The 20,838-nt window shown below is 62.1% G+C and carries 22 protein-coding genes; 15 read left to right on the top strand and 7 right to left on the bottom strand.

Annotated elements, in window-relative coordinates:
* Positions 1 to 3: 3 nt before the first annotated feature.
* Together nirD and CO655_RS15945 are read left to right on the top strand one after the other, a co-directional pair.
* On the top strand, positions 4 to 339 hold the full coding sequence (gene nirD, locus CO655_RS15950; RefSeq protein ID WP_170964722.1) for a nitrite reductase small subunit NirD: 336 nt from the start codon (positions 4 to 6) through the stop codon (positions 337 to 339).
* Complete coding sequence (locus tag CO655_RS15945) at positions 339 to 2,996, top strand: nitrate reductase (RefSeq protein WP_097665427.1); 2,658 nt, start codon at positions 339 to 341, stop codon at positions 2,994 to 2,996. Before nirD ends, CO655_RS15945 begins: the two co-directional genes overlap by 1 nt.
* 28 nt (positions 2,997 to 3,024) lie before the next feature.
* Here CO655_RS15945 and CO655_RS15940 read toward each other — a convergent pair whose 3' ends face one another.
* Both CO655_RS15940 and CO655_RS15935 read right to left on the bottom strand, forming a co-directional pair.
* The gene (locus tag CO655_RS15940; protein ID WP_097665505.1) at positions 3,025 to 3,702 is read right to left on the bottom strand and encodes an HAD family hydrolase; all 678 of its coding nucleotides are present in this window, start codon (positions 3,700 to 3,702) and stop codon (positions 3,025 to 3,027) included.
* A 118-nt stretch (positions 3,703 to 3,820) separates the two neighbouring features.
* Positions 3,821 to 4,138: a hypothetical protein gene (locus tag CO655_RS15935; RefSeq protein WP_097665426.1), complete on the bottom strand. Its 318-nt coding sequence runs from the start codon at positions 4,136 to 4,138 to the stop codon at positions 3,821 to 3,823.
* A gap of 198 nt (positions 4,139 to 4,336) precedes the next feature.
* Between CO655_RS15935 and CO655_RS15930 the strand changes: the two genes are divergently transcribed.
* On the top strand, positions 4,337 to 4,663 hold the full coding sequence (locus tag CO655_RS15930) for a hypothetical protein (RefSeq protein WP_097665425.1): 327 nt from the start codon (positions 4,337 to 4,339) through the stop codon (positions 4,661 to 4,663).
* 253 nt (positions 4,664 to 4,916) lie between these two features.
* Positions 4,917 to 6,176, top strand: a complete 1,260-nt coding sequence (locus CO655_RS15925) for a cyclopropane-fatty-acyl-phospholipid synthase family protein (protein WP_097665424.1) — start codon at positions 4,917 to 4,919, stop codon at positions 6,174 to 6,176.
* Here CO655_RS15925 and CO655_RS15920 read toward each other — a convergent pair whose 3' ends face one another.
* Both CO655_RS15920 and CO655_RS15915 read right to left on the bottom strand, forming a co-directional pair.
* Positions 6,177 to 7,010 carry an SDR family NAD(P)-dependent oxidoreductase gene (locus CO655_RS15920; protein WP_097665423.1) on the bottom strand — a complete coding sequence of 278 codons (834 nt, stop codon included), beginning with the start codon at positions 7,008 to 7,010 and terminating at the stop codon, positions 6,177 to 6,179. It lies immediately after the preceding gene.
* Positions 7,011 to 7,108: 98 nt separating this feature from the next.
* A complete protein-coding gene (locus CO655_RS15915) occupies positions 7,109 to 7,768 on the bottom strand; it encodes a ChrR family anti-sigma-E factor (protein WP_176539262.1) in 660 nt (219 codons plus the stop codon).
* Positions 7,769 to 7,991: 223 nt separating this feature from the next.
* Here CO655_RS15915 and CO655_RS15910 point away from each other — a divergent pair, with 223 nt between their 5' ends.
* From CO655_RS15910 to CO655_RS15885, 5 genes are all read left to right on the top strand, one after another.
* Positions 7,992 to 9,029: a cysteine synthase A gene (locus CO655_RS15910; protein ID WP_097665422.1), complete on the top strand. Its 1,038-nt coding sequence runs from the start codon at positions 7,992 to 7,994 to the stop codon at positions 9,027 to 9,029.
* Positions 9,030 to 9,034: 5 nt separating this feature from the next.
* Positions 9,035 to 9,772: an alanyl-tRNA editing protein gene (locus CO655_RS15905; RefSeq protein ID WP_097607010.1), complete on the top strand. Its 738-nt coding sequence runs from the start codon at positions 9,035 to 9,037 to the stop codon at positions 9,770 to 9,772.
* 14 nt (positions 9,773 to 9,786) lie between these two features.
* Positions 9,787 to 10,656: a 3-mercaptopyruvate sulfurtransferase gene (gene sseA, locus CO655_RS15900; protein ID WP_097665421.1), complete on the top strand. Its 870-nt coding sequence runs from the start codon at positions 9,787 to 9,789 to the stop codon at positions 10,654 to 10,656.
* A 5-nt stretch (positions 10,657 to 10,661) separates the two neighbouring features.
* Positions 10,662 to 11,222, top strand: a complete 561-nt coding sequence (locus CO655_RS15895; protein ID WP_097579049.1) for a GNAT family N-acetyltransferase — start codon at positions 10,662 to 10,664, stop codon at positions 11,220 to 11,222.
* 384 nt (positions 11,223 to 11,606) lie between these two features.
* Positions 11,607 to 12,110 (top strand): DUF1203 domain-containing protein, encoded by a 504-nt coding sequence (locus tag CO655_RS15885; RefSeq protein WP_097665420.1) that lies wholly within the window; start codon positions 11,607 to 11,609, stop codon positions 12,108 to 12,110.
* Between the two features lie 16 nt (positions 12,111 to 12,126).
* Here CO655_RS15885 and ald read toward each other — a convergent pair whose 3' ends face one another.
* On the bottom strand, positions 12,127 to 13,245 hold the full coding sequence (gene ald, locus CO655_RS15880; RefSeq protein ID WP_097665419.1) for an alanine dehydrogenase: 1,119 nt from the start codon (positions 13,243 to 13,245) through the stop codon (positions 12,127 to 12,129).
* Positions 13,246 to 13,401: 156 nt separating this feature from the next.
* Between ald and CO655_RS15875 the strand changes: the two genes are divergently transcribed.
* The 4 genes from CO655_RS15875 (at position 13,402) to CO655_RS15860 (ending at position 17,545) form a co-directional block, all read left to right on the top strand.
* On the top strand, positions 13,402 to 13,863 hold the full coding sequence (locus CO655_RS15875) for an Lrp/AsnC family transcriptional regulator (RefSeq protein WP_097607006.1): 462 nt from the start codon (positions 13,402 to 13,404) through the stop codon (positions 13,861 to 13,863).
* A gap of 72 nt (positions 13,864 to 13,935) precedes the next feature.
* Positions 13,936 to 14,817, top strand: a complete 882-nt coding sequence (locus CO655_RS15870) for a DMT family transporter (protein WP_097607005.1) — start codon at positions 13,936 to 13,938, stop codon at positions 14,815 to 14,817.
* An 85-nt stretch (positions 14,818 to 14,902) separates the two neighbouring features.
* Positions 14,903 to 15,304, top strand: a complete 402-nt coding sequence (locus CO655_RS15865; RefSeq protein WP_097607004.1) for a PilZ domain-containing protein — start codon at positions 14,903 to 14,905, stop codon at positions 15,302 to 15,304.
* 252 nt (positions 15,305 to 15,556) lie between these two features.
* Complete coding sequence (locus CO655_RS15860) at positions 15,557 to 17,545, top strand: bifunctional 2',3'-cyclic-nucleotide 2'-phosphodiesterase/3'-nucleotidase (RefSeq protein ID WP_097665418.1); 1,989 nt, start codon at positions 15,557 to 15,559, stop codon at positions 17,543 to 17,545.
* Positions 17,546 to 17,584: 39 nt separating this feature from the next.
* Here CO655_RS15860 and CO655_RS15855 read toward each other — a convergent pair whose 3' ends face one another.
* A complete protein-coding gene (locus CO655_RS15855) occupies positions 17,585 to 18,553 on the bottom strand; it encodes a LysR family transcriptional regulator (protein ID WP_097607002.1) in 969 nt (322 codons plus the stop codon).
* 139 nt (positions 18,554 to 18,692) lie between these two features.
* Here CO655_RS15855 and CO655_RS15850 point away from each other — a divergent pair, with 139 nt between their 5' ends.
* The gene (locus CO655_RS15850) at positions 18,693 to 19,307 is read left to right on the top strand and encodes an FMN-dependent NADH-azoreductase (RefSeq protein ID WP_097665417.1); all 615 of its coding nucleotides are present in this window, start codon (positions 18,693 to 18,695) and stop codon (positions 19,305 to 19,307) included.
* A gap of 48 nt (positions 19,308 to 19,355) precedes the next feature.
* On the opposite strand, the gene CO655_RS15845 is transcribed toward CO655_RS15850, so the two are convergent.
* Positions 19,356 to 19,931, bottom strand: a complete 576-nt coding sequence (locus tag CO655_RS15845) for a TetR/AcrR family transcriptional regulator (RefSeq protein ID WP_097665416.1) — start codon at positions 19,929 to 19,931, stop codon at positions 19,356 to 19,358.
* 93 nt (positions 19,932 to 20,024) lie between these two features.
* Here CO655_RS15845 and CO655_RS15840 point away from each other — a divergent pair, with 93 nt between their 5' ends.
* Positions 20,025 to 20,801, top strand: coding sequence for an SDR family oxidoreductase (locus CO655_RS15840; protein ID WP_010033986.1), 777 nt, complete (start codon positions 20,025 to 20,027; stop codon positions 20,799 to 20,801).
* Positions 20,802 to 20,838: the final 37 nt, after the last annotated feature.

Raw genomic sequence — 20,838 nt, 5'->3', positions numbered from 1 at the left:
GAGATGGACATGAATTGGATCGCAATCGGTGACATCTCCGATATTCCGCTGCGGGGCGCGCGCTGCGTGAAGACGCCGCAGGGCAAGATCGCCGTCTTCCGCACGGCCGAAAACGAGGTCTTCGCCATCGAGGATCACTGCCCGCACAAGGGCGGCCCGCTCTCCCAAGGCATCGTGCATGCCAAGGCCGTCACCTGCCCGCTGCACAACTGGGTGATCTCGCTGGAAACCGGCAAGGCGCTCGGCGCCGACGAGGGCGCGGTGCGGACCATACCGGTCCGCAACGAGGACGGCGCCCTCTTCATCGCGCTGGAAAGCCTGTTGATGGCGGCTGAATAATGGCGGCTGAGGTCAAGACCACCTGCCCCTATTGCGGCGTCGGCTGCGGCGTTATCGCCACGGTCGACGAAGCCGGCGCCGTCAGCGTCAAGGGAGATCCCGAGCATCCGTCGAATTTCGGCCGGCTCTGCTCGAAAGGTTCGGCGCTTGCCGAAACCATCGATCTCGACGGCCGGCTTCTTTATCCCGAAATCGCAGGCGCACGCAGCGGCTGGGACGAGGCGCTCGATCTGGTCGCCCGGCGTTTTTCCGAAACGATCGCCGAGCACGGACCTGATTCCGTCGCCTTCTACGTCTCCGGCCAGTTGCTGACCGAGGATTATTACCTCGCCAACAAGCTGATGAAGGGCTTCATCGGTTCGGCCAATATCGACACCAATTCCAGGCTCTGCATGTCCTCGTCGGTGGCCGGGCATCGCCGCGCCTTCGGCGCCGATACCGTGCCCGGGACCTATGAGGATATCGAACTCGCGGACCTCGTGGTGCTCACCGGCTCCAACCTCGCCTGGTGCCATCCCGTCATCTACCAGCGGCTGGCCGCCGCAAAAGCGGCGCGGCCGAACATGCGCATCGTCGTCATCGATCCGCGCCGGACGATGACATGCGATATCGCCGACCTGCATCTGGCCATCCGCCCGGACGGCGATGTCGCGCTGTTCATGGGGCTGCTCGCGCATCTTTCGACAAGCCCGGCGATCGACCAGAATTATATCGCCGCCCATACGGAGGGCTTCGCCGGCGCCTTTGCGGCCGCCGCAGCACTTGATATCAACGATCTCCTCGAGCGGACCGGCCTGCCGGCCATGCAGATCCGGGAATTCTTCCGTCTGTTCGAGACGACCTCGAAGGTGGTGACCTGCTACAGCCAGGGCGTCAACCAATCCTCGTCCGGCACCGACAAGGTCAATGCCATCCTCAACTGCCATCTGGCGACCGGCCGCGTCGGCCGCCCCGGCATGGGCCCCTTCTCGCTGACCGGCCAGCCTAACGCCATGGGCGGGCGCGAAGTCGGCGGTCTCGCCAACATGCTTGCCGCCCATATGGCGATCGAAAATCCTGAAGACCGCGACCGCGTTCAGCGCTTTTGGGAATCGCCGGTCATCGCCGCAAAACCCGGTTTGAAAGCGGTCGACATGTTCCGCGCGGTGGCCGACGGGCGCATCAAGGCGCTCTGGATTATGGCCACCAATCCTGTTGTCTCGATGCCGGACGCCGATAGCGTCGAAAGCGCGATTGCCGCCTGTCCCTTCGTCGTTGTCTCCGACATACTGAAAGAGACGGATACGGCCCGGCACGCGCAGGTGCTTCTGCCCTCGCTCGGCTGGGGCGAGAAGGACGGCACCGTCACCAATTCCGAACGGCGCATTTCCAGGCAGCGGCCGTTTCTCGGCATCCCCGGCGATGCCAAGGCCGACTGGTGGCAGCTTGCGGAGGTCGCACGCCGCATGGGATTTGCCACCGCCTTCGCTTTCGATGCGCCGGCCGAAATCTTCGCCGAACACGCCGCCCTGTCCGCCTTCGAAAACAACGGCAGCCGCGACTTCGACATCGGCGCCCGCGCCGGCATGACCGGCACCACCTACGACGAACTGTCGCCGTTCCAGTGGCCGCAGCCGGCAGGGAGCGCGCCCAGCATCACCCGCTTCTTCGCCGATGGCGGTTTCTACCATGCCGACGGCAAGGCGCGCTTCGTCGCGGTGGAGCCGCCGGCAACCGATCGCACCAATGCCGATTTTCCCTTCACGCTGAATACCGGGCGCATCCGCGACCAGTGGCACACGATGACGCGAACCGGAAAGAGCGCGCGGCTTTCCGCCCATATCGCCGAACCCTTTGCGGAGATCCATCCGCGCGACGCGATCGAGACCGGTATATCGAGCGCCGGCCTCGTCGAGATCGACAGCCCGCACGGCAAGGCGATCGTGCGGGCGCTGGTGACCGATCGCCAGGCGCGTGGCGGCATCTTCGCGCCGATGCACTGGAACGACCAGTTCGCGGCAAAAGCGCGGATCGACGCCGTGGTCGCACCGATCACCGATCCCTTTTCCGGCCAGCCGGCGTCGAAGAACGTCGCTGTCGCCGTCCGGCCCTTCCCCGCCAGCCATTACGGTTTCGCCGTCTCGGCGACAAAACCCGTAACACCTGACGCGGCCTATTGGGCGCTGGCGAAAGCCGAGGGCGGCTGGCGGCTGGAGCTTGCCTTCGACCGGACCGTCGAAGACTGGACGGCCTGGTGCCGGGCGGTTTTCGCCATTCCTGATGAGATCGAACCGCTGGGTTATGCCGACCGGCAAACCGGCGACCTCCGGCTCGCCTTCTTCGATGGCGAGACGCTGCTCGCCGCATTGTTCCTTGCTCGCGAGCCGGTCGCCGTCGCGCGCAACTGGGCGATCTCGCAGCTCTCCGCCGCACATGATGATCTGAGGAAACGTTTTGCGCTCGTCGCGGGCCGTCCCGGCGCCGGCAGGCCGGATCCAGGCGCCACCGTCTGCTCCTGCTTCAGCGTCGGGGTCAACCAGATCGCCGCTGCCGTGCGCGGCGGATGCCACAGCGTCGAGGCGGTCGGCAAGGAAACCAGCGCCGGAACCAATTGCGGCTCCTGCCGCGGCGAAATCGGCAGGATCATCGATCGCTGTCTTGCCGCGGCCGCGGAATGAAAGGCAGGAAACCGTAACGCGGCTGATGTCAGGCCGCGTTCGGCACGATAAACATCTTATGGTCGGCTGAGATGCGGACCGAGATCTCGTCATAGGATGCGAAGGTCGGGTGCGGCGTTTCCATCTTGTCATGATGGGTCGCCGTGACGACCATGACATCGGCGCCCGCCGCCTCGCCGGCAGTAATGCCGGCGGCGACATCCTCGAAAACCAGGCAGTCCTGCGTGCTGACGCCGAGGCGTTCGGCGCCGAGAATATAACATTGCGGATCGGGTTTTCCGACCTTCACATCCTCAGCCGTCACCATGAATTTCGGCAGCGACAGGCCTGCCGCCTCCAGCCGCCGGCGGGCAAGTCGCAAAGGCGATGAGGTGACGATCGCCCAGCGATCCGGCGGCAGCGAGCTCAGGAATGCTGCGGCACCCGAAATGGCGACGACATCGCCGACATCGGCGATCTCGGCCTCGGTCACCAGCCTGGCTTCATGTTCGGGATCGACGCCCGGCAGGTTCAGCCGGGCGATCGTGTCGACGCCGCGCGATCCATGCATCTTCGGCAGAAAGTCTGCGACATCGAGCCCCTGACGCCTTGCCCAGTCGCTCCAGACACGTTCGGCAGCACGGATCGAATTGAGAATGGTGCCGTCCATATCGAACAGGAAGGCGGCATAAGGCTTCTCGAAGCCATGGGGCATCGGCTGGGACAAAAGGCTGAATCCTTCGGGAAAAAGAGTCGGGTGGCGATCGCTGGACGCGATGAAACGGCAAATCGCCATGTTTTGCAAGCTTTCGAGAGTGTGACGGCGACGATGTCGCAAATCCGCCCTAGAAAGCGGCGGCGCCCGAAGTGGCGATCAGGTCGCAGGAGAGGCGGAGGCCGATCCGGTCATGGCAGAGGTCGCCGGTGCCGGCGGCAAGCTCCAGTTCGGCCGGCGCGTCGGCCCGCAGATAAGACTGTGCTGTCGGCTCGACGCGCGTCGGAATGGCGGTCCATAACAAGGGGCGGCTGACGTCGATCGCGGAAACGCCGGCTTTTTCGCCGCCCATCGCCGCGGAGGCGATCGCCATGCCACCTGCCGTCAAAGCAAGTGAAAGCGCAATCTGCAGACCGATATCTGCGGCCTCGCGGGGAGAAACGAACATAGTGGCCTCATGCTGCGGATTGGCGTTTCGTCATGCCCTAAGACAGGCAGTGGCAACGATCCAGCGGCTTCGCCCGTTAAGGTTTATGCGTAACCATGCAAGGCCAGCGTGCAGGTTTTTCGCAAATTTCGGAACAATGATTCCGTGACGCAGTTACACCAGGGTCATCCAAGATGAAAATCAAAGGAGGATATCCTCATGACCAAATCCCTTATTGCCGCTTCGCTGCTCGCGATCGGCATGGCGTCGTCGGCCTTTGCCCAGTCGAACCCCGATCCGATCGGGCCGACGAATGGCGGCTCGACCGATCCGAGTTCGGGTAACTATTCGTCGGATTACACCAACAGCGACAATGGCATGTATCCAGTGCAGGTCGCTCCGGTCGATCCGACCACGACGCAGAGCACCGGCCGGCCGCAAACCATGGAATGCCCCGGCATGCCGCAGCAGATGTCGGGCGTCGACACCCGTGGCGGACAGAGCGGCGCATCGATCAGCGAAGCATGCCGCGAATACGACAACTGAGCAGGCCTTCGCCCGCTTTGAGAAAAGGCCGGTTCACGCCGGCCTTTTTCATGTCGCGGCGATCACCAAAAGCCTTTCTCTTCGGATGAAACTCTTGATCCGACCATCCGTAGATTCGTAGCAGCCTGAAAATCGATTCCGATTTTCGGGCCGATGCGCTAGCTTTCAAGGACAATGGCCGGAGGCCGCCCGAGCACATCGTCACGGATGTATCGTCGTCCCTAACCGGCGAAAAAATGCTGGAGGAGGAGAGATGAGCAAGGCGCAGGATTGGAATCTGCTGGCCCGTGACGCGGTGACGCTGACGGCCGACAACATATCCCGTCTGGTGAAGGGTCTGCCATTCAAGGCCAAGCTGGCGCTGCGCGGACTTCTGCGCATGCAGCACGGCTCGCTTGCCGTCACCCTGCCCGATGGCCGCAGGCTGCTGATCGAGGGCAAGCAGGCGGGGCCGAAGGCGGCCCTCAGCCTCTACAACTGGAACCTTGCCTACCGGGCGCTAACAAGCGGCACGATCGGGGTCGCAGAGACTTATATGGACGGCGATTGGGACAGCCCCGACATCGCCGCCTTCCTCGAGCTCTTCCTCGTCAATGGCGAGGCCGCGCACAGCTATGCGCATGGCAAAAGCGGCGTCGGGCGCCTGGTCGAGCGTGTCCGCCATTGGATGAACGCCAATACCAAAGCGGGCTCGAAGCGCAACATCGCCGCCCATTACGACCTCGGCAACGAATTCTACCGGGAATGGCTCGATCCGAGCATGACCTATTCCTCCGCTCTCTATTCCACCGGCGCCAACGACCTGCAATCGGCACAGAATGCCAAATACCGCGCGCTTGCCGAGGCGACCGGCATCAGGCCTGGGGATCATGTGCTGGAGATCGGCTGCGGTTGGGGCGGTTTTGCCGAATTCGCAGCCGGCGAGCTGAACTGCAAAGTCACCGGGCTGACGATCAGCCGCGAGCAGCTCGCCTATGCCGAAGCGCGCATCGAAAAGGCCGGTCTTGGCGATCGCGTCGAATTCCGCTTCCAGGACTACCGCGACGAGACCGGGCTCTACGACCGGATCGTCTCGATCGAGATGTTCGAGGCGGTCGGCGAAAAATATTGGCCGTCCTATTTCTCCAAGCTCCGGCAATGCCTGAAGCCGGGCGGCAAGGCCGGCCTGCAGATCATCACCATCCGGCCCGAAGCCTTCGACCAATATCGCAGCAATCCCGACTTCATTCAGAAATACGTTTTTCCCGGCGGCATGCTGCCGACGCGCAACCACCTGGCCGAACTCGCCGGCAAGGTCGATCTGTCACTGGTCAGGGACTTCAGCTTCGGGCTCGATTACGCCCGTACGCTTGCCGAATGGCGCGAGCGCTTCCGGTCGGTCTGGGAACGCATCCGCCCGATGGGCTTCGACGAGCGTTTCAAACGGCTCTGGGAATTCTATCTGTTCTATTGCGAAGCCGGCTTTCGGGCCCGCAATATCGATGTGCGCCAGGTGGTGTTCTCGCGCAGTTGATCATTCCGCCGGATGCGGTGTCGCCGGATGGTGACCTGCCGATGACGGCCGTTCGCGCCAGCCGGTCAAGCGGTTCACCAGCGGGAAATAAGCGCCGTAGGGAAGCAGACGCGCAAGCTTCAGCATCGTGGTGAAGCGCCCGGGGAAAGTGATCTCGAACGCCTGCGATTTCAGTCCGGCTGCGATCTGCCGGGCAGCCTCCTCAGGCGACACCTGCGCCGTCTTCGGCAAGGCGCTCTTGCCTGTCGCCGGGGCATCGATGAAGCCTGGGCTGACGAGCTGGATGCGGATGCCCATCTTGTCGAGATCGAACTTCAGGCTTTCGGCCATGTTGATCAGCGCCGCCTTGGTGGCGCCATAGGCCGCCCCCGTCGGCAGGCCGCCATAGCCGGAAACGGAGGAGACGATGGCGATCTGCCCCTGCCCTTTCACCTTCATGTGGCGGATCGCCGGCAACAGACAGTTGACGACGCCGGAAAGATTGACGGCGAAGCTCTTTTCGAAATCGGCGCGGTGCAGGTCCTCGGCATGAACAGGCAGATAGACGCCGGCATTGAGGATCGCCATGGCGAGCGTGCCGTGCTCGTATTCGATGGAGGCCATGATATGTTCCATGTCCTCGGCATCGGTGACGTCGCCGTCGAGAACGACGATGCTGCCGTCAAGGCCGCTGGCCTCGGCCTGCAGTTCGACCAATTTTTCATGGCTTCTGGCGGTGACGGCGACCTTGTATCCCTCGCCGGCGAGCTTCAGCGCAAGCGCCCGCCCGATGCCGGAACTCGCGCCCGATATCCAGACGATTCCATGTTCGGGACGGGCGATGAAATCACGCATGACATGTTCCTCCGGCTCAGCCTGACCAACACGAGACAGGTCCGGAAGTTCACATCTCCTCCCGGATTTATGGCTCTATCACACCATTGTGGCTGCTTTCAGCCGATCAGGTCGCCGATCATCTGACGGAGGGATCCGGTGAGCTTGATCGGCCCGTCGGAAACGGCAAAGGCGATGCAGGGCCTGTCCTTCTCGGCGACCGGCCGATGCTCGACCGTCTCGTCGGCAACGGAGATGTCGCCGGGACCGAAACGGCCGCGTTCATCGTTGAAAGCGCCATCGAGGATCAGGATCAGTTCCATGCCTTTATGGGTGTGAGCCGGTAAGGCCCGGCCCGGACGGATCCACATCAGGCTGACTTCGCAGCCCTCCATCCCGAACGAATATTCCTTGAAACCGGGCAAGCGCCGGCGCCAAGGCACGTCCTCGGCTTCGAAGCCGAGGAGATCGCGCAAAGCCTGGGGAAACAACGCCCTTTGTGGCCCCGTGGAAACATGGGATTCGGAGGCAGGAGGCGCAGAGGCAAAGATCGCAGCAAGCCGCTGGTCGCGATCGGCAATGGTGGCTTCCGGCGTGCTTTCCAGGGCTTCCCCGGCCAAAAGCTCGAGGCTGCTCACCAGGCTTCGATTCTCCGGCTTCATTTGCAGATGGGATCGTACGAGCACCCGTGCCGGCCCGGGCAAGGAGCCGGCGACGTAATGCGCCATCAATGCGTCGATCGTATCGATCTGCTCGTGAACCATGTCGGTTTTGGTCACGCCCTGTTGCTGCGCTCCGTTTCGCTTTGTCGTCATCCGTACGGGTAAAGTCAATCTTCGGATCACCGCGCAACCGCCGGATGGCGTGCGGTGCGCCTTTTCGGGCAGGGAAAGCGAAATTTTGTCGTGGCCGACAGAGGCATGGAATAGCATTTCTTGCCAACACAGCCTTGTGAAGGGAAAAGACCGTTCTTAAAGTAAGAGTTCGAAAGAGGCAGATTCCATGACCTTCCACCCCTCCGTCCTCGAAGCCATCGGCAATACGCCCCTGATCAAACTCAAGGGCGCCTCGGCGGCAACCGGCTGCACCATTCTCGGCAAGGCGGAGTTCCTGAACCCCGGCCAGTCGGTCAAGGACCGTGCCGCGCTCTACATCATCCGCGACGCCGAACGGAAGGGGCTGCTCCGGCCCGGTGGCGTCATCGTCGAAGGCACGGCCGGCAATACCGGCATCGGGCTGACGCTGGTGGCCAAGGCGCTCGGCTACCGCACCGTGATCGTCATCCCGGAAACGCAGAGCCAGGAAAAGAAGGACGCGCTGAAACTGCTCGGCGCCGAACTCGTCGAAGTGCCCGCCGTTCCCTACAAGAACCCGAACAACTATGTGAAGGTGTCCGGGCGGCTCGCCGAGCAGATGGCGAAGAGCGAGCCGAACGGAGCGATCTGGGCGAACCAGTTCGACAACGTCGCCAACCGGCAGGCGCATGTCGAAACGACCGCGCCGGAAATCTGGAACGACACCGACGGCAAGATCGACGGCTTTATCTGCTCCGTCGGTTCGGGCGGCACGCTGGCAGGTGTCGCTGCCGGCCTCAAGGCTTTCAAGGCCGACGTCAAGATCGGCATCGCCGATCCCGACGGCGCCGCTCTCTATGAATTCTACCAGAACGGCACGCTGAAATCCGAAGGTTCATCGATCACCGAGGGCATCGGCCAGGGCCGCATCACCGCCAATCTCGAGGGCTTCACGCCGGACTTTTCCTATCGGATCTCCGATGCCGAAGCCCTTCCCTATCTTTTCGATCTCGTCGAAAACGAGGGCCTGTGCCTCGGCGGCTCGACGGCGATCAATATTGCCGGCGCCGTCAATCTCGCCCGGGATCTCGGGCCAGGTCACACGGTGGTGACAATCCTCTGCGACTACGGCAACCGCTATCAGTCGAAGCTCTTCAATCCGGATTTCCTGAGGTCGAAGGGACTGCCCGTTCCGGGCTGGATGGCTAGGACGTCCGACATACACGTTCCCTTCGAACCCGTGTGAGACCCATGCCCGTCAATGCCCTCTACCGTGACGACTTCTATCTCTCGACATGCGAGGCGGTCGTCACCGCCGTTCACGACGACGGGGGCATCGAACTCGACCAGACCTGCTTCTATGCGGCATCGGGCGGCCAGCCCGGTGACACCGGTCAGCTTGAACGGGCCGACGGCAGCAAGATCGGGCTCGGCCAGACGAAACATGGCGCGAGCAAGGATATCATCATCCACGTGCCGCTCGACAATGCGCCGCAGCCTGAGATCGGCGAGACGCTGGTGCTGCATGTCGATTGGCCGCGCCGCTACAGGCTGATGCGCATGCACACGGCTTGCCACCTGCTTTCCGTCGTCTGCTCCTATCCGATCACCGGGGCCGCGGTCGGCGAGGAGGAAAGCCGCATCGACTTCGACATGAGCGAGACGATCGATAAGGACGAGGTCACCGCCAGGCTGATGGAACTGGTCGGCCAGAACCATCCGGTCTACCTGCAATGGATCACCGACGACGAGCTTGCGGCCAATCCTGATATCGTCAAATCGAAGAACGTGCGCCCGCCGATCGGCCTCGGTCGTGTCAGCCTCGTCTGCATCGGCGAGAACTCCTCGATTGACAGCCAGCCCTGCGGCGGCACACATGTCTCGGAGACGCAGGAAGTCGGTCAGATCCATATCGCCAAGATCGAAAAAAAGGGCAAGGAAAACCGGCGCTTCCGCATCCGCTTCGGTGCGCCCGGCGACGAAGCCTGACAAGGGAGACCCAAATGACTGAGAGCAAGAGCCGTTTCGTCGTCTCCGCCGACTGGCTGCAGGCCGAGCTCGGCAAACCGGATCTGCGTGTGCTGGACGCCTCCTTCTATCTGCCGGCGCAGAAACGCGACGCCGATGCCGAATACGCGGCCGGCCATATTCCCGGCGCCATCCGTTTCGACCAGGACAAGATCGCCGACCATTCGACGTCGCTGCCACACACGATCCCCTCGCCCGATTATTTCGCCATTGAGGCCGGCCGGCTCGGCATCAGCGAGAACGATCGCATCGTCGTTTATGACGGCATCGGCGTGTTCGCCTCGCCGCGGGTCTGGTGGCTGTTCCGGGTCATGGGGGCAAAGAACGTCTTCGTGCTCGACGGCGGTCTCGACGGCTGGAAGGCCGAGGGTCGTCCGCTCGAAACCACGGTGCCCGGCCATGCGCCCGCGACCTTCACGCCGAACTTCGATGCGAGCCGCGTGGTGAGGCTCGATGCCATGCGCGACATCGTCTCGAGCGGCGCGATGCAGATCGCCGATGCCCGCAGCGCCGGCCGCTTCGCCGCCACCGAGCCTGAGCCGCGGGCCGGCATGCGCTCCGGCCATATGCCCGGCGCCCGTAGCCTGCCTTCCGGCGTCTTTGCCAGCCAGGGCCGGTTCAAATCACTGCCCGAACTCCGCCAGACGATCGAGGAGGCCGGCATCGATCTTTCGAAGCCAGTCGTCACCTCCTGCGGCTCGGGAATCACGGCGGCCATCATCACGCTGGCGCTGGAATCGCTCGGCCATCACGACAACAAGCTTTATGACGGTTCATGGAGCGAATGGGGCAGCCGTGACGATACGCCCGTTGTCATCGGCCCGCCGACGCCGGTCAAAGCCTGATCGCCATGGGGAAGACACCCGCTTCGCTGAAAGCTCACATCACTCGTCTCGAAATGACGGCGGCGCCGAAAACCAGCATGCCGGTGCCGGTCAATATCCAGACAGCGATCATGCGCGCGCCCGGCATACCGCTACCCTTCTATCGCTATCTCTACCGGCAGGTGGGCGCGCGCTGGCAATGGGTGGACCGGTTGCGCATGAGCGACGAGCAGCTGACCCAGACGCTGAACGACAAGCGGAACAATATCAGCGTTCTCTATGTGAACGGCGCCCCTGCCGGCTTCTATGAATATTTCTGCGAGGACGAGGATACGATCGAACTCTGCCATTTCGGCCTGATCGAACATGCGCTCGGCCTCGGCATCGGCAAATGGTTCCTGCTGCAGGCGCTCTATGCCATCTGGTCGCTCAATCCGAAGCGGGTCACCACCACAACCAACAATCTCGACCATCCGCGCGCGCTGCAGCTCTACCAGATGTACGGCTTCTCCCCGGTCTCGACCGGCACCGGCATCGTCCGGCCGCTGAGCGACAAGGAACTGCTGGAGATCGCGCGGAAAGGCTGAGGGGGTGGTTCCCGGTGCACGTGTCTGCTTGCTACCCATATCGGGTATAGCAGGCTATATGGGGAAAGCGCCTACCCCGGCCGCCCCTCATTCCTGTGCTTGTCACAGGAATCCAGCTACGGCGCGTCTGCGCCGTGAATGAAGCAATACTATAGCGGAAATAGTCTATCGCGCCCAAGGACTTGGGCGCGCTGGATTCCTGTGACAAGCACAGGAATGAGGGAGGCGAGGTGGAAATTTCCTCCACGCGTTGAGGAATTGGCATGCCTGGCTTCACGAACGAATTTGCCGCGGCGATCTCGACAAATAATAGCAGGCGCAAGAAACGGGTGGCTTGGGCGATGACCTGGGCGCATTTCATGGCAACCACCAAGGAGATTTGCCATGACCGCCATCCGTTTTGCCGCCATGCCGACTGCCGATGCCAGAGCCCTTTGGAATGGCGGCCGCGATGCCTATGGGAATTTGCCTGAGACGATGGTTTCCGATGGTGACGGCAACCCCTGCCGCCATTGCCTGCGGAATATCGAAGAGGGCGAGGAACTGCTGGTTTTCGCCTACCGGCCGTTTCCGGAACTGCAGCCCTATGCCGAAACCGGGCCGATTTTCCTCCACAAACAGCCGTGCCGGCGTTACGCCGCCGAGGAGATCCAGCCGCCGATACTGACCATGAGTCCCAATTTCATTGTCCGCGGCTACAGCGCCAATGACCGCATCGTCTACGGCACCGGCGCTGTGACCGCTATCGCCGATATTCCCGCCTATGCCGAGACATTGCTCGCGCGGCCCGACATCGCCTATGTGCATGTGCGCTCGGCGCGCAACAACTGCTTCCAGTGCCGGATCGACAAGGCAAAGGCACCGATCCTGGTGGAGACCGGCGCCTAACCCCGAGTCAGGTAACTTACGCTACGTTAAGCACACTCTCCGGCGCGAAGACCTCATAGCCGAGCGCTTCGGCGACCGGCTTGTTGGTGATGCGGCCCTTATGCACATTGAGGCCGTTTCTCAAGTGCTTGTCTTCGGCAATGGCGCGCAAGCCGCGATCGGCGAGCGCCAGGCCATGGACCAGTGTGGCGTTGTTCAGCGCGTGCGCCGAAGTGACGGGCACAGCGCCCGGCATGTTGGCGACGCAATAATGCACCACGCCGTCGACTTCATAGGTCGGATCGGAATGGGTCGTCGCATGCGAGGTCTCGAAGCAACCGCCCTGGTCGATGGCGACGTCGACGATGACGGAGCCCTTCTTCATGCCGGAGAGCATTTCGCGCGTGACGAGTTTCGGGGCAGCCGCCCCTGGAATGAGCACGGCGCCGATGATGAGATCGGCCGAAAAGACCTCCTCCTCCAATGCCTGGATGCTGGAATAACGGGTGTGCACACGACCGGCAAAAATGTCGTCGAGCTGGCGAAGGCGCGGCAGCGACTTGTCGAGAATGCTGACATCGGCGCCGAGGCCGGCGGCCATCCTGGCGGCGTGCAGGCCGACAACGCCGCCGCCGATCACCGCGACCTTGGCCGGCAGCACGCCGGGTACGCCGCCGAGCAGGACGCCGAGGCCACCATTAGCCTTCTGCAACGCGGTCGCTCCCGCCTGGATCGACAGGCGTCCTGCCACTTCCGACATCGGCGCCAGCAGCGGCAAGCCACCGCGTTCGTCGGTCACCGTCTCATAGGCGATCGCGGTGACGCCGGAGGCGATCAGACCCTTGGTCTGTTCGGGGTCGGGCGCCAGATGCAGATAGGTGTAGAGAAGCTGACCGTCGCGCAGCTGCGCCCATTCGGAGGGTTGCGGCTCCTTCACCTTGACGATCATGTCGCACTTTTCGAAGATATCCTTGGCGGAGGCGGCGATCTTCGCGCCAGCCGCCGCGTAGGCGGCGTCATCGGCGCCGATGCCGGCGCCCGCCTTGGTCTCCACCCAGACCTCGTGGCCATGGGCGACGTATTCGCGCACCGAGGCCGGTGTCAGGCCGACACGATATTCATGGTTCTTGATTTCCTTCGGGCAACCGACACGCATTGGCGTTCCTCTCATTCTGTTTCCGCAGCCGCGGATCTCCTCGCACGATGAATCCAACCACCAAGACAGCGAAATGTCCTTGCAAAGACGATTTGCGAAGAAGCGATTTTTCGCGGATTATTGCGTCATCATCATTATTTTTCGAAAGTTCTTCGAATGACGGATCTCGACGCCATCGATCTTGCGATTCTCAAGGTCCTGCAGGCCAATGCCCGCATAACCAACGCCGAACTTGCCGAAAAGATCGGCCTGTCGCCTTCGGCCTGTTCGCGCCGGCTCGACATCCTCGAAAGAAGCGGTGTCATCGGCGGCTATCATGCGCGGCTTTCGCACAAGGCGCTCGATTACAAGATGATCGCCATCGTGCATATCTCGCTCTCCGGCCAGTTCGCCAAAACGCTGGCGGAATTCGAAGCCGCTGTGAAGCTCTGCCCGAACGTGCTCGTCTGTTACCTGATGTCGGGCGAATACGACTATATCCTCAGGGTCGCCGCCCGCGATCTCGAGGATTACGAGCGCATCCATCGCGACTGGCTGTCGGCGCTTCCGCATGTGGTCAAGATCAATTCGAGCTTCGCACTCAGAGAAATCATCGACAGGCCGAATGTGGGACTTTGAGGCCTTGCTTATTTGCCGAAACGCTGCCCAGACTTTCGGGGCTCGCGGACGTTTTCCCCTTTACGGCATATCATGACATCGAAGACCCACGGTTATATTTTCGCCCTGCTGGCGACCACCATCTTCTCTTTGCAGGACGCCATCTCGAAACATCTGGCGTCGACTTATCCGCCGATCTTCGTGACGATGATCCGCTACTGGGCCTTCGCGCTGTTCACGATCGTCCTCGCTTCGAAGATGCGCGGCGGCCTCCAGGCGACGGCCCGCACAAAGCGGCCGCTTCTTCAGGTGGTGCGCGGCGTGCTGCTGGCCGTCCAGGTGGTTCTGGCCATCACCTGCTTTGCCGTAATCGGCCTTGCCCGCTCGCAAGCGATCTTTTCCGCGACGCCGATCCTGATCGCGCTGCTGTCGATGCCGATCCTCGGCGAGCGGGTCGGATGGCGACGGTGGACGGCGATCGGCGTCGGGCTTTGCGGGGTGCTGCTGATCCTGAAGCCGGAAGGCGAGTTTTTCGACGTGAAATTGCTTCTCGCCATTCTTTCCTGCTTCAACTTCGCCTTCTACGTCATCGCCACCCGTTTCGTCAGCCGCGACGATTCGTCGATGACCAGCTTCTTCTATACCGGCGTTATCGGCGGCATCACGATGACGCTCGTCGGCCCGTTCTACTGGAGCTGGATGTCGCCGGGCGACTGGGGCTGGATGGCGCTCGTCTGCATCACCAGCATTTCCAGCCACTATTTCCTGATCCGCGCCTACGATGTTCTCGATGCCGCCGCCGTCCAGCCGCTGACCTATCTGTCACTGGTCTACGCCTCGATCATCGGTGTGACGATCTATGACGAAACGCTCAGTCTCAACACGGTCATCGGCTCGGTCATCGTCGTTGCCGCCGGCATCTTCACCATCTGGCGCGAACATGTGGTGGGGCGCAGGGCGGCGGCCGCCAACTGAAGTTTCACTGCAATTTTAGCCAAGCCCCTAAAACCATTTCAATTTTCCGGCGCTATGCTCCCCTCGCGTTTCAAAGGGAGACAGCATGAGCAGCAACTTGAAAATCACGGCGCGGAAGGCCGATCGGAAGAATTGCCGCGTCTTCGGCAGCGTGAAATATCTGAACAGCGAAGTGGATGTGCGAATTCTCAACCTGTCGGTGACCGGCGCCGCCCTGGAGACGAAGACCCCGCTCCATGCCGCTTCCGGCAGCAAGGTGCGCATCGAAGCCGAAAACCTTGGAATGCTCGAAGGCATCATCCGCTGGAAGCACAATGGCCGCATCGGCATCCAGTTCGACGTGAATTCGAATGCGCGGGCGCAGATTTCCTCCTATTTCCGCTTTTTCCATAAGGAAATCCGGCCGGTACTCGCGGTGCGTCAACTAAGAGCCATGACCAACGGCGACCGCCCGCCGCATTTGGCGACATTGACGCTGAAATCGTAGGACCGCATCGCTTTTGCGCCGAAGGAGCGGCTGACATCGTTCCGGCAGCTGCCATTGACATTGACGTCGTGCGCAATGGCGGCCTTGCGTCGGCGCCGGACTGGCGCCGCGGTGCGATAAATTGCCTTTTAAAATCATATCGCCTTTCGCTGCCGATTGTTTTGACGTCCTGTCATTTTCGCAGTGTACTCCTCGCCAATTCGTCCTAATTCTGACGGGCCGGACGATTGCATGATCCTATAGGAGAGTTCCATGTCTTCCATTTTTGATGTCGGCGTCATGAGCCGCCGTTCCCTGCTCGGCGGTCTCGCCGCGACTTCCGCCCTGGTGCTGCTGCACCCTTTCAGCGCCCGTGCCAACGCCAACCAGGCGCATCTGCGGCTGATGGAAACGACCGACATTCACGTCAACGTCTTCCCTTATGACTATTACGCCGACAAGCCGAACGACACGATGGGCCTGTCGCGCACAGGAACGATCATCGACAATATCCGCGCAGAGGCCGTCAACTCGCTGCTGATCGACAATGGCGACGTGCTGCAGGGCAATCCGATGGGCGACTACATGGCCTATCAGCACGGCATGAAGGACGGCGACGTCCATCCCGTGATCAAGGCGATGAACACGCTCGGATACACGGTCGGGACGCTCGGTAATCACGAATTCAATTACGGCCTCGACTTCATGTTCAAGGTCCTGTCCGGCGCGAACTTCCCCTTCGTCTGCGCCAACTTGACCAAGGGCCAGCTCGCCTCGGATCCCAAGCAGGACGATCTCTTCTTCAAACCCTACATCATTGTCGAAAAGCAGATCAAAGACGGCGCCGGCAAGGAGAGCCCTGTCAAGATCGGCTTCATCGGATTCGTACCGCCGCAGATCATGCTCTGGGACATCAAGAACCTCGAAGGCAAGGCGCAGACCCGCGACATCGTCGAGGCCGCCAAGGCCTGGGTTCCCGCCATGAAGGAAGCCGGCGCCGATATCGTCATCGCGCTCTCCCATTCCGGCATCGACGGAGCAGCACCGTCCGAAAAGATGGAAAATGCCTCGCTGCATCTTGCCGCCGTCGAAGGCATCGACGCGATCTTTACCGGCCACCAGCATCTCGTCTTCCCCGGCTCGAAGAGCTGGGACGGCATCGCCAATGCCGATCCCGTCAAGGGCACGCTGCACGGCAAGCCCGCCGTGATGGCCGGGTTCTGGGGTTCGCATCTAGGCCTCATCGACCTGCTGCTGGAAAAGGACGGCAACAGCTGGAAGATCGTCGATTTCACCTCGGAAGCGCGGCCGATCTACCATCGCGACGACAAGAAGAAAGTGGTCGCCGACTACGCCGATAAGAAAGACGTGGTCGAAGCCGCCAAGGCCGAGCATGAGGCGACGCTCGCCTATGTCCGCACGCCGGTCGGCAAGACGTCGGCACCGCTCTATTCCTATTTCGCGCTGGTCGCCGACGATCCTTCCGTGCAGGTCGTCAGCCAGGCCCAGACCTGGTACATCAAGCAGATGCTCGCCGACACCGAGTACAAGGATCTGCCGGTGCTTTCGGCCGCAGCTCCCTTCAAGGCCGGCGGCCGCGGCGGCGCCGACTATTACACCGATGTGCCGGCCGGCGATATCGCCATCAAGAACGTCGCCGACCTCTATCTCTATCCGAACACGGTGCAGGCTGTCGCGATCACCGGCGCCCAGGTGAAGAACTGGCTGGAAATGTCGGCCGGCATGTTCAATCACATCGACGCCGGCGCGAAGGATGCGCCGCTGCTCAACGCCGACTTCCCGTCTTACAATTTCGACGTGATCGACGGCGTTACATATCAGATCGACCTGTCGCAGCCGCCGAAATATGATTCGTCCGGCAAGGCGATCAATCCGGATGCCAACCGTATTCAGAACCTCGCCTTCGATGGCAAGCCGATCGATCCGGCCCAGAAGTTCGTCGTCGTCACCAACAATTACCGCGCCGGCGGCGGCGGCAGTTTCCCGGAGATCGCTGCCGACAAGGTGATCTTCCAGGCGCCGGACACCAACCGCGACGTCATCGTGCGCTACGTCCACGAGCAGGGCACGATCAATCCGTCGGCCGATGCGAACTGGACCTTCAAGCCGCTGCCGGGCACGACGGCGACCTTCGAAAGCGGCCCGAAGGCGAAGCAGTTCCTCGCTGCGGTCAAGAGCGTCAAGATCGAGGAGGCCGGCGACGGGGCCGACGGCTTCTCGAAGTTCAGGCTGGTTCTTTAACCGAAGGCATATCGGCGAAGGCGCGGCTCCGCGCCTTCGTCATTCGGCCGCGAGCGGCGGAGCGGTGTCGCGCAGTTCCGCCATCTCGGCATGAAAATCGGCCTGGTTCGGGCAATAGGAAAGCCGCGTACGGAAGGCGTCGATCATCCAGCTGGCGGCCGGTCCGGGCGGATTGGCGAGCTGGCGCATCGAATAGATGCCATACTCGCCCTGTTCATAGGCATCCAGGTCGAGATGGATCAGCGCGCCGCTGCGCAGATCGTCATGTATGATGGATGCCGGAAGACCGCCCCAGCCGAGACCGGCCTTAATCAGCTGGTGCTTTGTCGCAATATCGCTGACGCGCCACGTCTTGTAGGAAAGAACGTTGAAATCCCGCCCCTTCGTCCGGCCTGACGCGTCGGTGACGACGAGCTGCACTTCCTCGCGCACGTCGCCGAGCGTGAGCGGCCGGCCGATCGCGGCAAGCGGGTGGTCGGGCGCGGCGACCGGCAGCATGAAGGAATGGCCGATCCGTTCGGTGACCACCGAATCGTCCGGCTTGAGGACCGCGCCGCCGATACCGATCGTCGCCTTGCCGCTCAGAACGAGATCCATGACCATTCCGAGTTCACCGACATTGAGGTTCAACGAAACGGTCGGGTATCTTTCGCGGAATTCGTGCAGCACATCCACCATCGCGCGGGAAGGCACCATGACGCTGATGGCGACGGAAACCTCGGCTTCGAGGCCTTCCCGCAGGCTCTTGACGCGCGCGCGCATGACCTGCAGGTCGCCCAGAATGCGCCGCGCATCCTCGAGCATCGCCTTACCCGCCTCCGTCAGCTTCGGCTGGCGGGCGCCGGAGCGCTCGAAAAGCGGCATTTCCAGCTGTGCTTCCAGATTGGCGATCGTATAGCTGACGACCGACTGCGCACGGTTCAGCGCCCGCGATGCGGCCGAAAAGCTGCCGGTTTCGGCAACGGTCAAAAACACCTGCAACTGGTCCAAAGTCGGGTTCGGAAGCATCTGCCATCCATTCCATCGATAATTTCGATCGACATTATCACCGTTTTTTCGATAGCGGGCCAGACTTATTTTCCTCCTCGACACCGAGGCTCACCTCCCAGCAACGAGCCGTCAAATTCAATTCGAAAGGAAATGCAGCATGTCGTCCATCCTTCTTCTGACGTCCAGCCCGCGCGCCGAGTCGCTCTCGACCCCGATCGCCGTCGATCTCGCCGAAAAGCTGAAGAACCAGAAGCCGGGCAGCGTCGTCGTTCGCCGTGACCTCGCCTCCAACCCGCTGCCGCACATCGATGACCTGTTCACCGGCGCCATCCGCAAGCCGGCAGAGGCACGCACCGCCGAGGAAGTCGCCGCCATCAAGACGTCGGACGAACTCGTCAATGAACTCTTTGCCGCCGATACGATCGTCATCAGCACCGGCCTCATCAACTTCAACATCTACTCGTCGCTGAAGACCTGGATCGACAACGTCGCCCGCGCCGGTGTGACCTTCAAGTACACGGAAAGCGGCCCGGTCGGCCTCGTCACCGGCAAGAAGGTTTATGTCGTGCTCACCTCCGGCGGCGTCTATTCGCAGGGCCCGGCCGCTCCCCTGAACCATGCCGTGCCGTACCTGAAGTCGATCTTCGGCTTCCTCGGCATCACAGACGTCGAGACCATCTATGTCGAAGGCCTGGCTTTCGGTCCGGAAGCTGCCGAAAAGGCCATCGAAGCCGCCAAGTCGCGCGTCGAGGAAATCGCTCTCGCCGCCTGATCGGTTCTTCAATATTCCATGGGACGGCCGGCCTTCGCCGGCCGTTCGTCATTTGTCGATACCGCCGACAAAATCCCGGACCGTCTCCAGGATTTCGGCCGACAGCGCCTCGTCGGAAGAAATCCTGGCAAGACCGACGCCGCCGGCCATCATGGCGAAGGCCATGATCGCCTTGCGCCGTCTTTCCCCTTCATCGGCTCCCGCGGCCTTGCTCGCCAATCCCTCGAAGTTGCGCCTCAGTCCGCCCGTCGCGATCGCTCGCGCCTTCTCGCCGCTGCGCGATATATCGGAGGTCAGCGCAGCAAAAGGGCAGCCCTCGCCGGGATTGTCGCGGTGACAGGTGCTGACATAACGCTCGGCAATATCGGCAGCCGTCATCTCCGCCGGGTTGATCCCCTCGGCCTCCAGCTTGCGCCCCCATGAATCGAAAGCCGACTGGATCGCCTCGGCGACCAGATCGTCACGGGAGGCGAAGTGCTTGTAGAAGCCGCCGACGGTCAGCCCGGCCTCCTTCATCAGGTCGGCAACGCCGATACCGTCGAGCCCCGCTTCGCGCAGCCGCCTGGACGCGGTCTCGACGATCTTCTCATGCGTCTTCTGTTTTTCCAGCTGCGAACGCCCCATCGGTGCCTCTTGACTTATGTAGATTACAATCATAATCCTTATAGATAACGATCATAATCCAGATCGTTGTCATTTCCAAGAGGAGCATGAATCATGCGTCTAAGAAACAAGGTGGCCCTGATCACCGGCGGCAATAGCGGCATCGGTCTTGCGACCGCCAAGGCCTTCATCGATGAGGGCGCCAAGGTCGTGATTACCGGCCGCAATCCGGAAACGCTGGCCGCCGCCGAAAAGGCGCTTGGCGCCGGCGCAGTGGCCCTGAGGCTCGACGTCACCGATGCCGTCGCCACCGAAAAGGCCTTTGCTGAAGCGGCCGGAACGGCCGGCAAGTTCGATATCGTCTTCGCCAATGCCGGCATCGGCGGCGCGACACCGCTCGGTGACACGTCGCCCGCGCAATTCGACCAGATCATCAGCACCAATCTCACGGCGGTTTTCTTCACCGTGCAGGCGGCCCTGCCGCATCTTAACGACGGCGCTTCGGTCATTCTCAACGGTTCCGTGCACGCCGTGGTCGGGGCTCCCGGCTGGTCAGCCTATGCAGCGAGCAAGGCGGCGGTGCGCGCCATGACGCGCAATATGGCCTCCGAGCTTGCACCGCGCGGCATCCGCGTCAATCAGGTGACGCCCGGCGGCACGAAGACGCCGATCTGGTCGCCGATGGCACAGACGGAAGACGCGATGTCGGCACTCGAGGCCCGGCTTGGCGGCATGAGCCCGCTCGGCCGCATGAACGAAGCCGACGAAATCGCCAAGGCGGCGCTCTATCTGGCCTCGGATGACGCGTCCAACGTCACCGGTATCGAGATCACCGTCGATGGCGGCATGACGAGCGCACCTGCGGGCGCCAAGATCTTCCGGGCTGCCTGAGCGAACGAAGGCTGGGCAAGTCGACCTTGCCCAGCAT

This window comes from Rhizobium sp. M1 (assembly GCF_002531805.1).
GTDB classification, from domain to species: domain Bacteria; phylum Pseudomonadota; class Alphaproteobacteria; order Rhizobiales; family Rhizobiaceae; genus Rhizobium; species Rhizobium etli_C.
The sequence above is the reverse complement of the archived record's forward strand: the minus strand, read 5'-3'. Positions and strand labels throughout refer to the sequence as shown.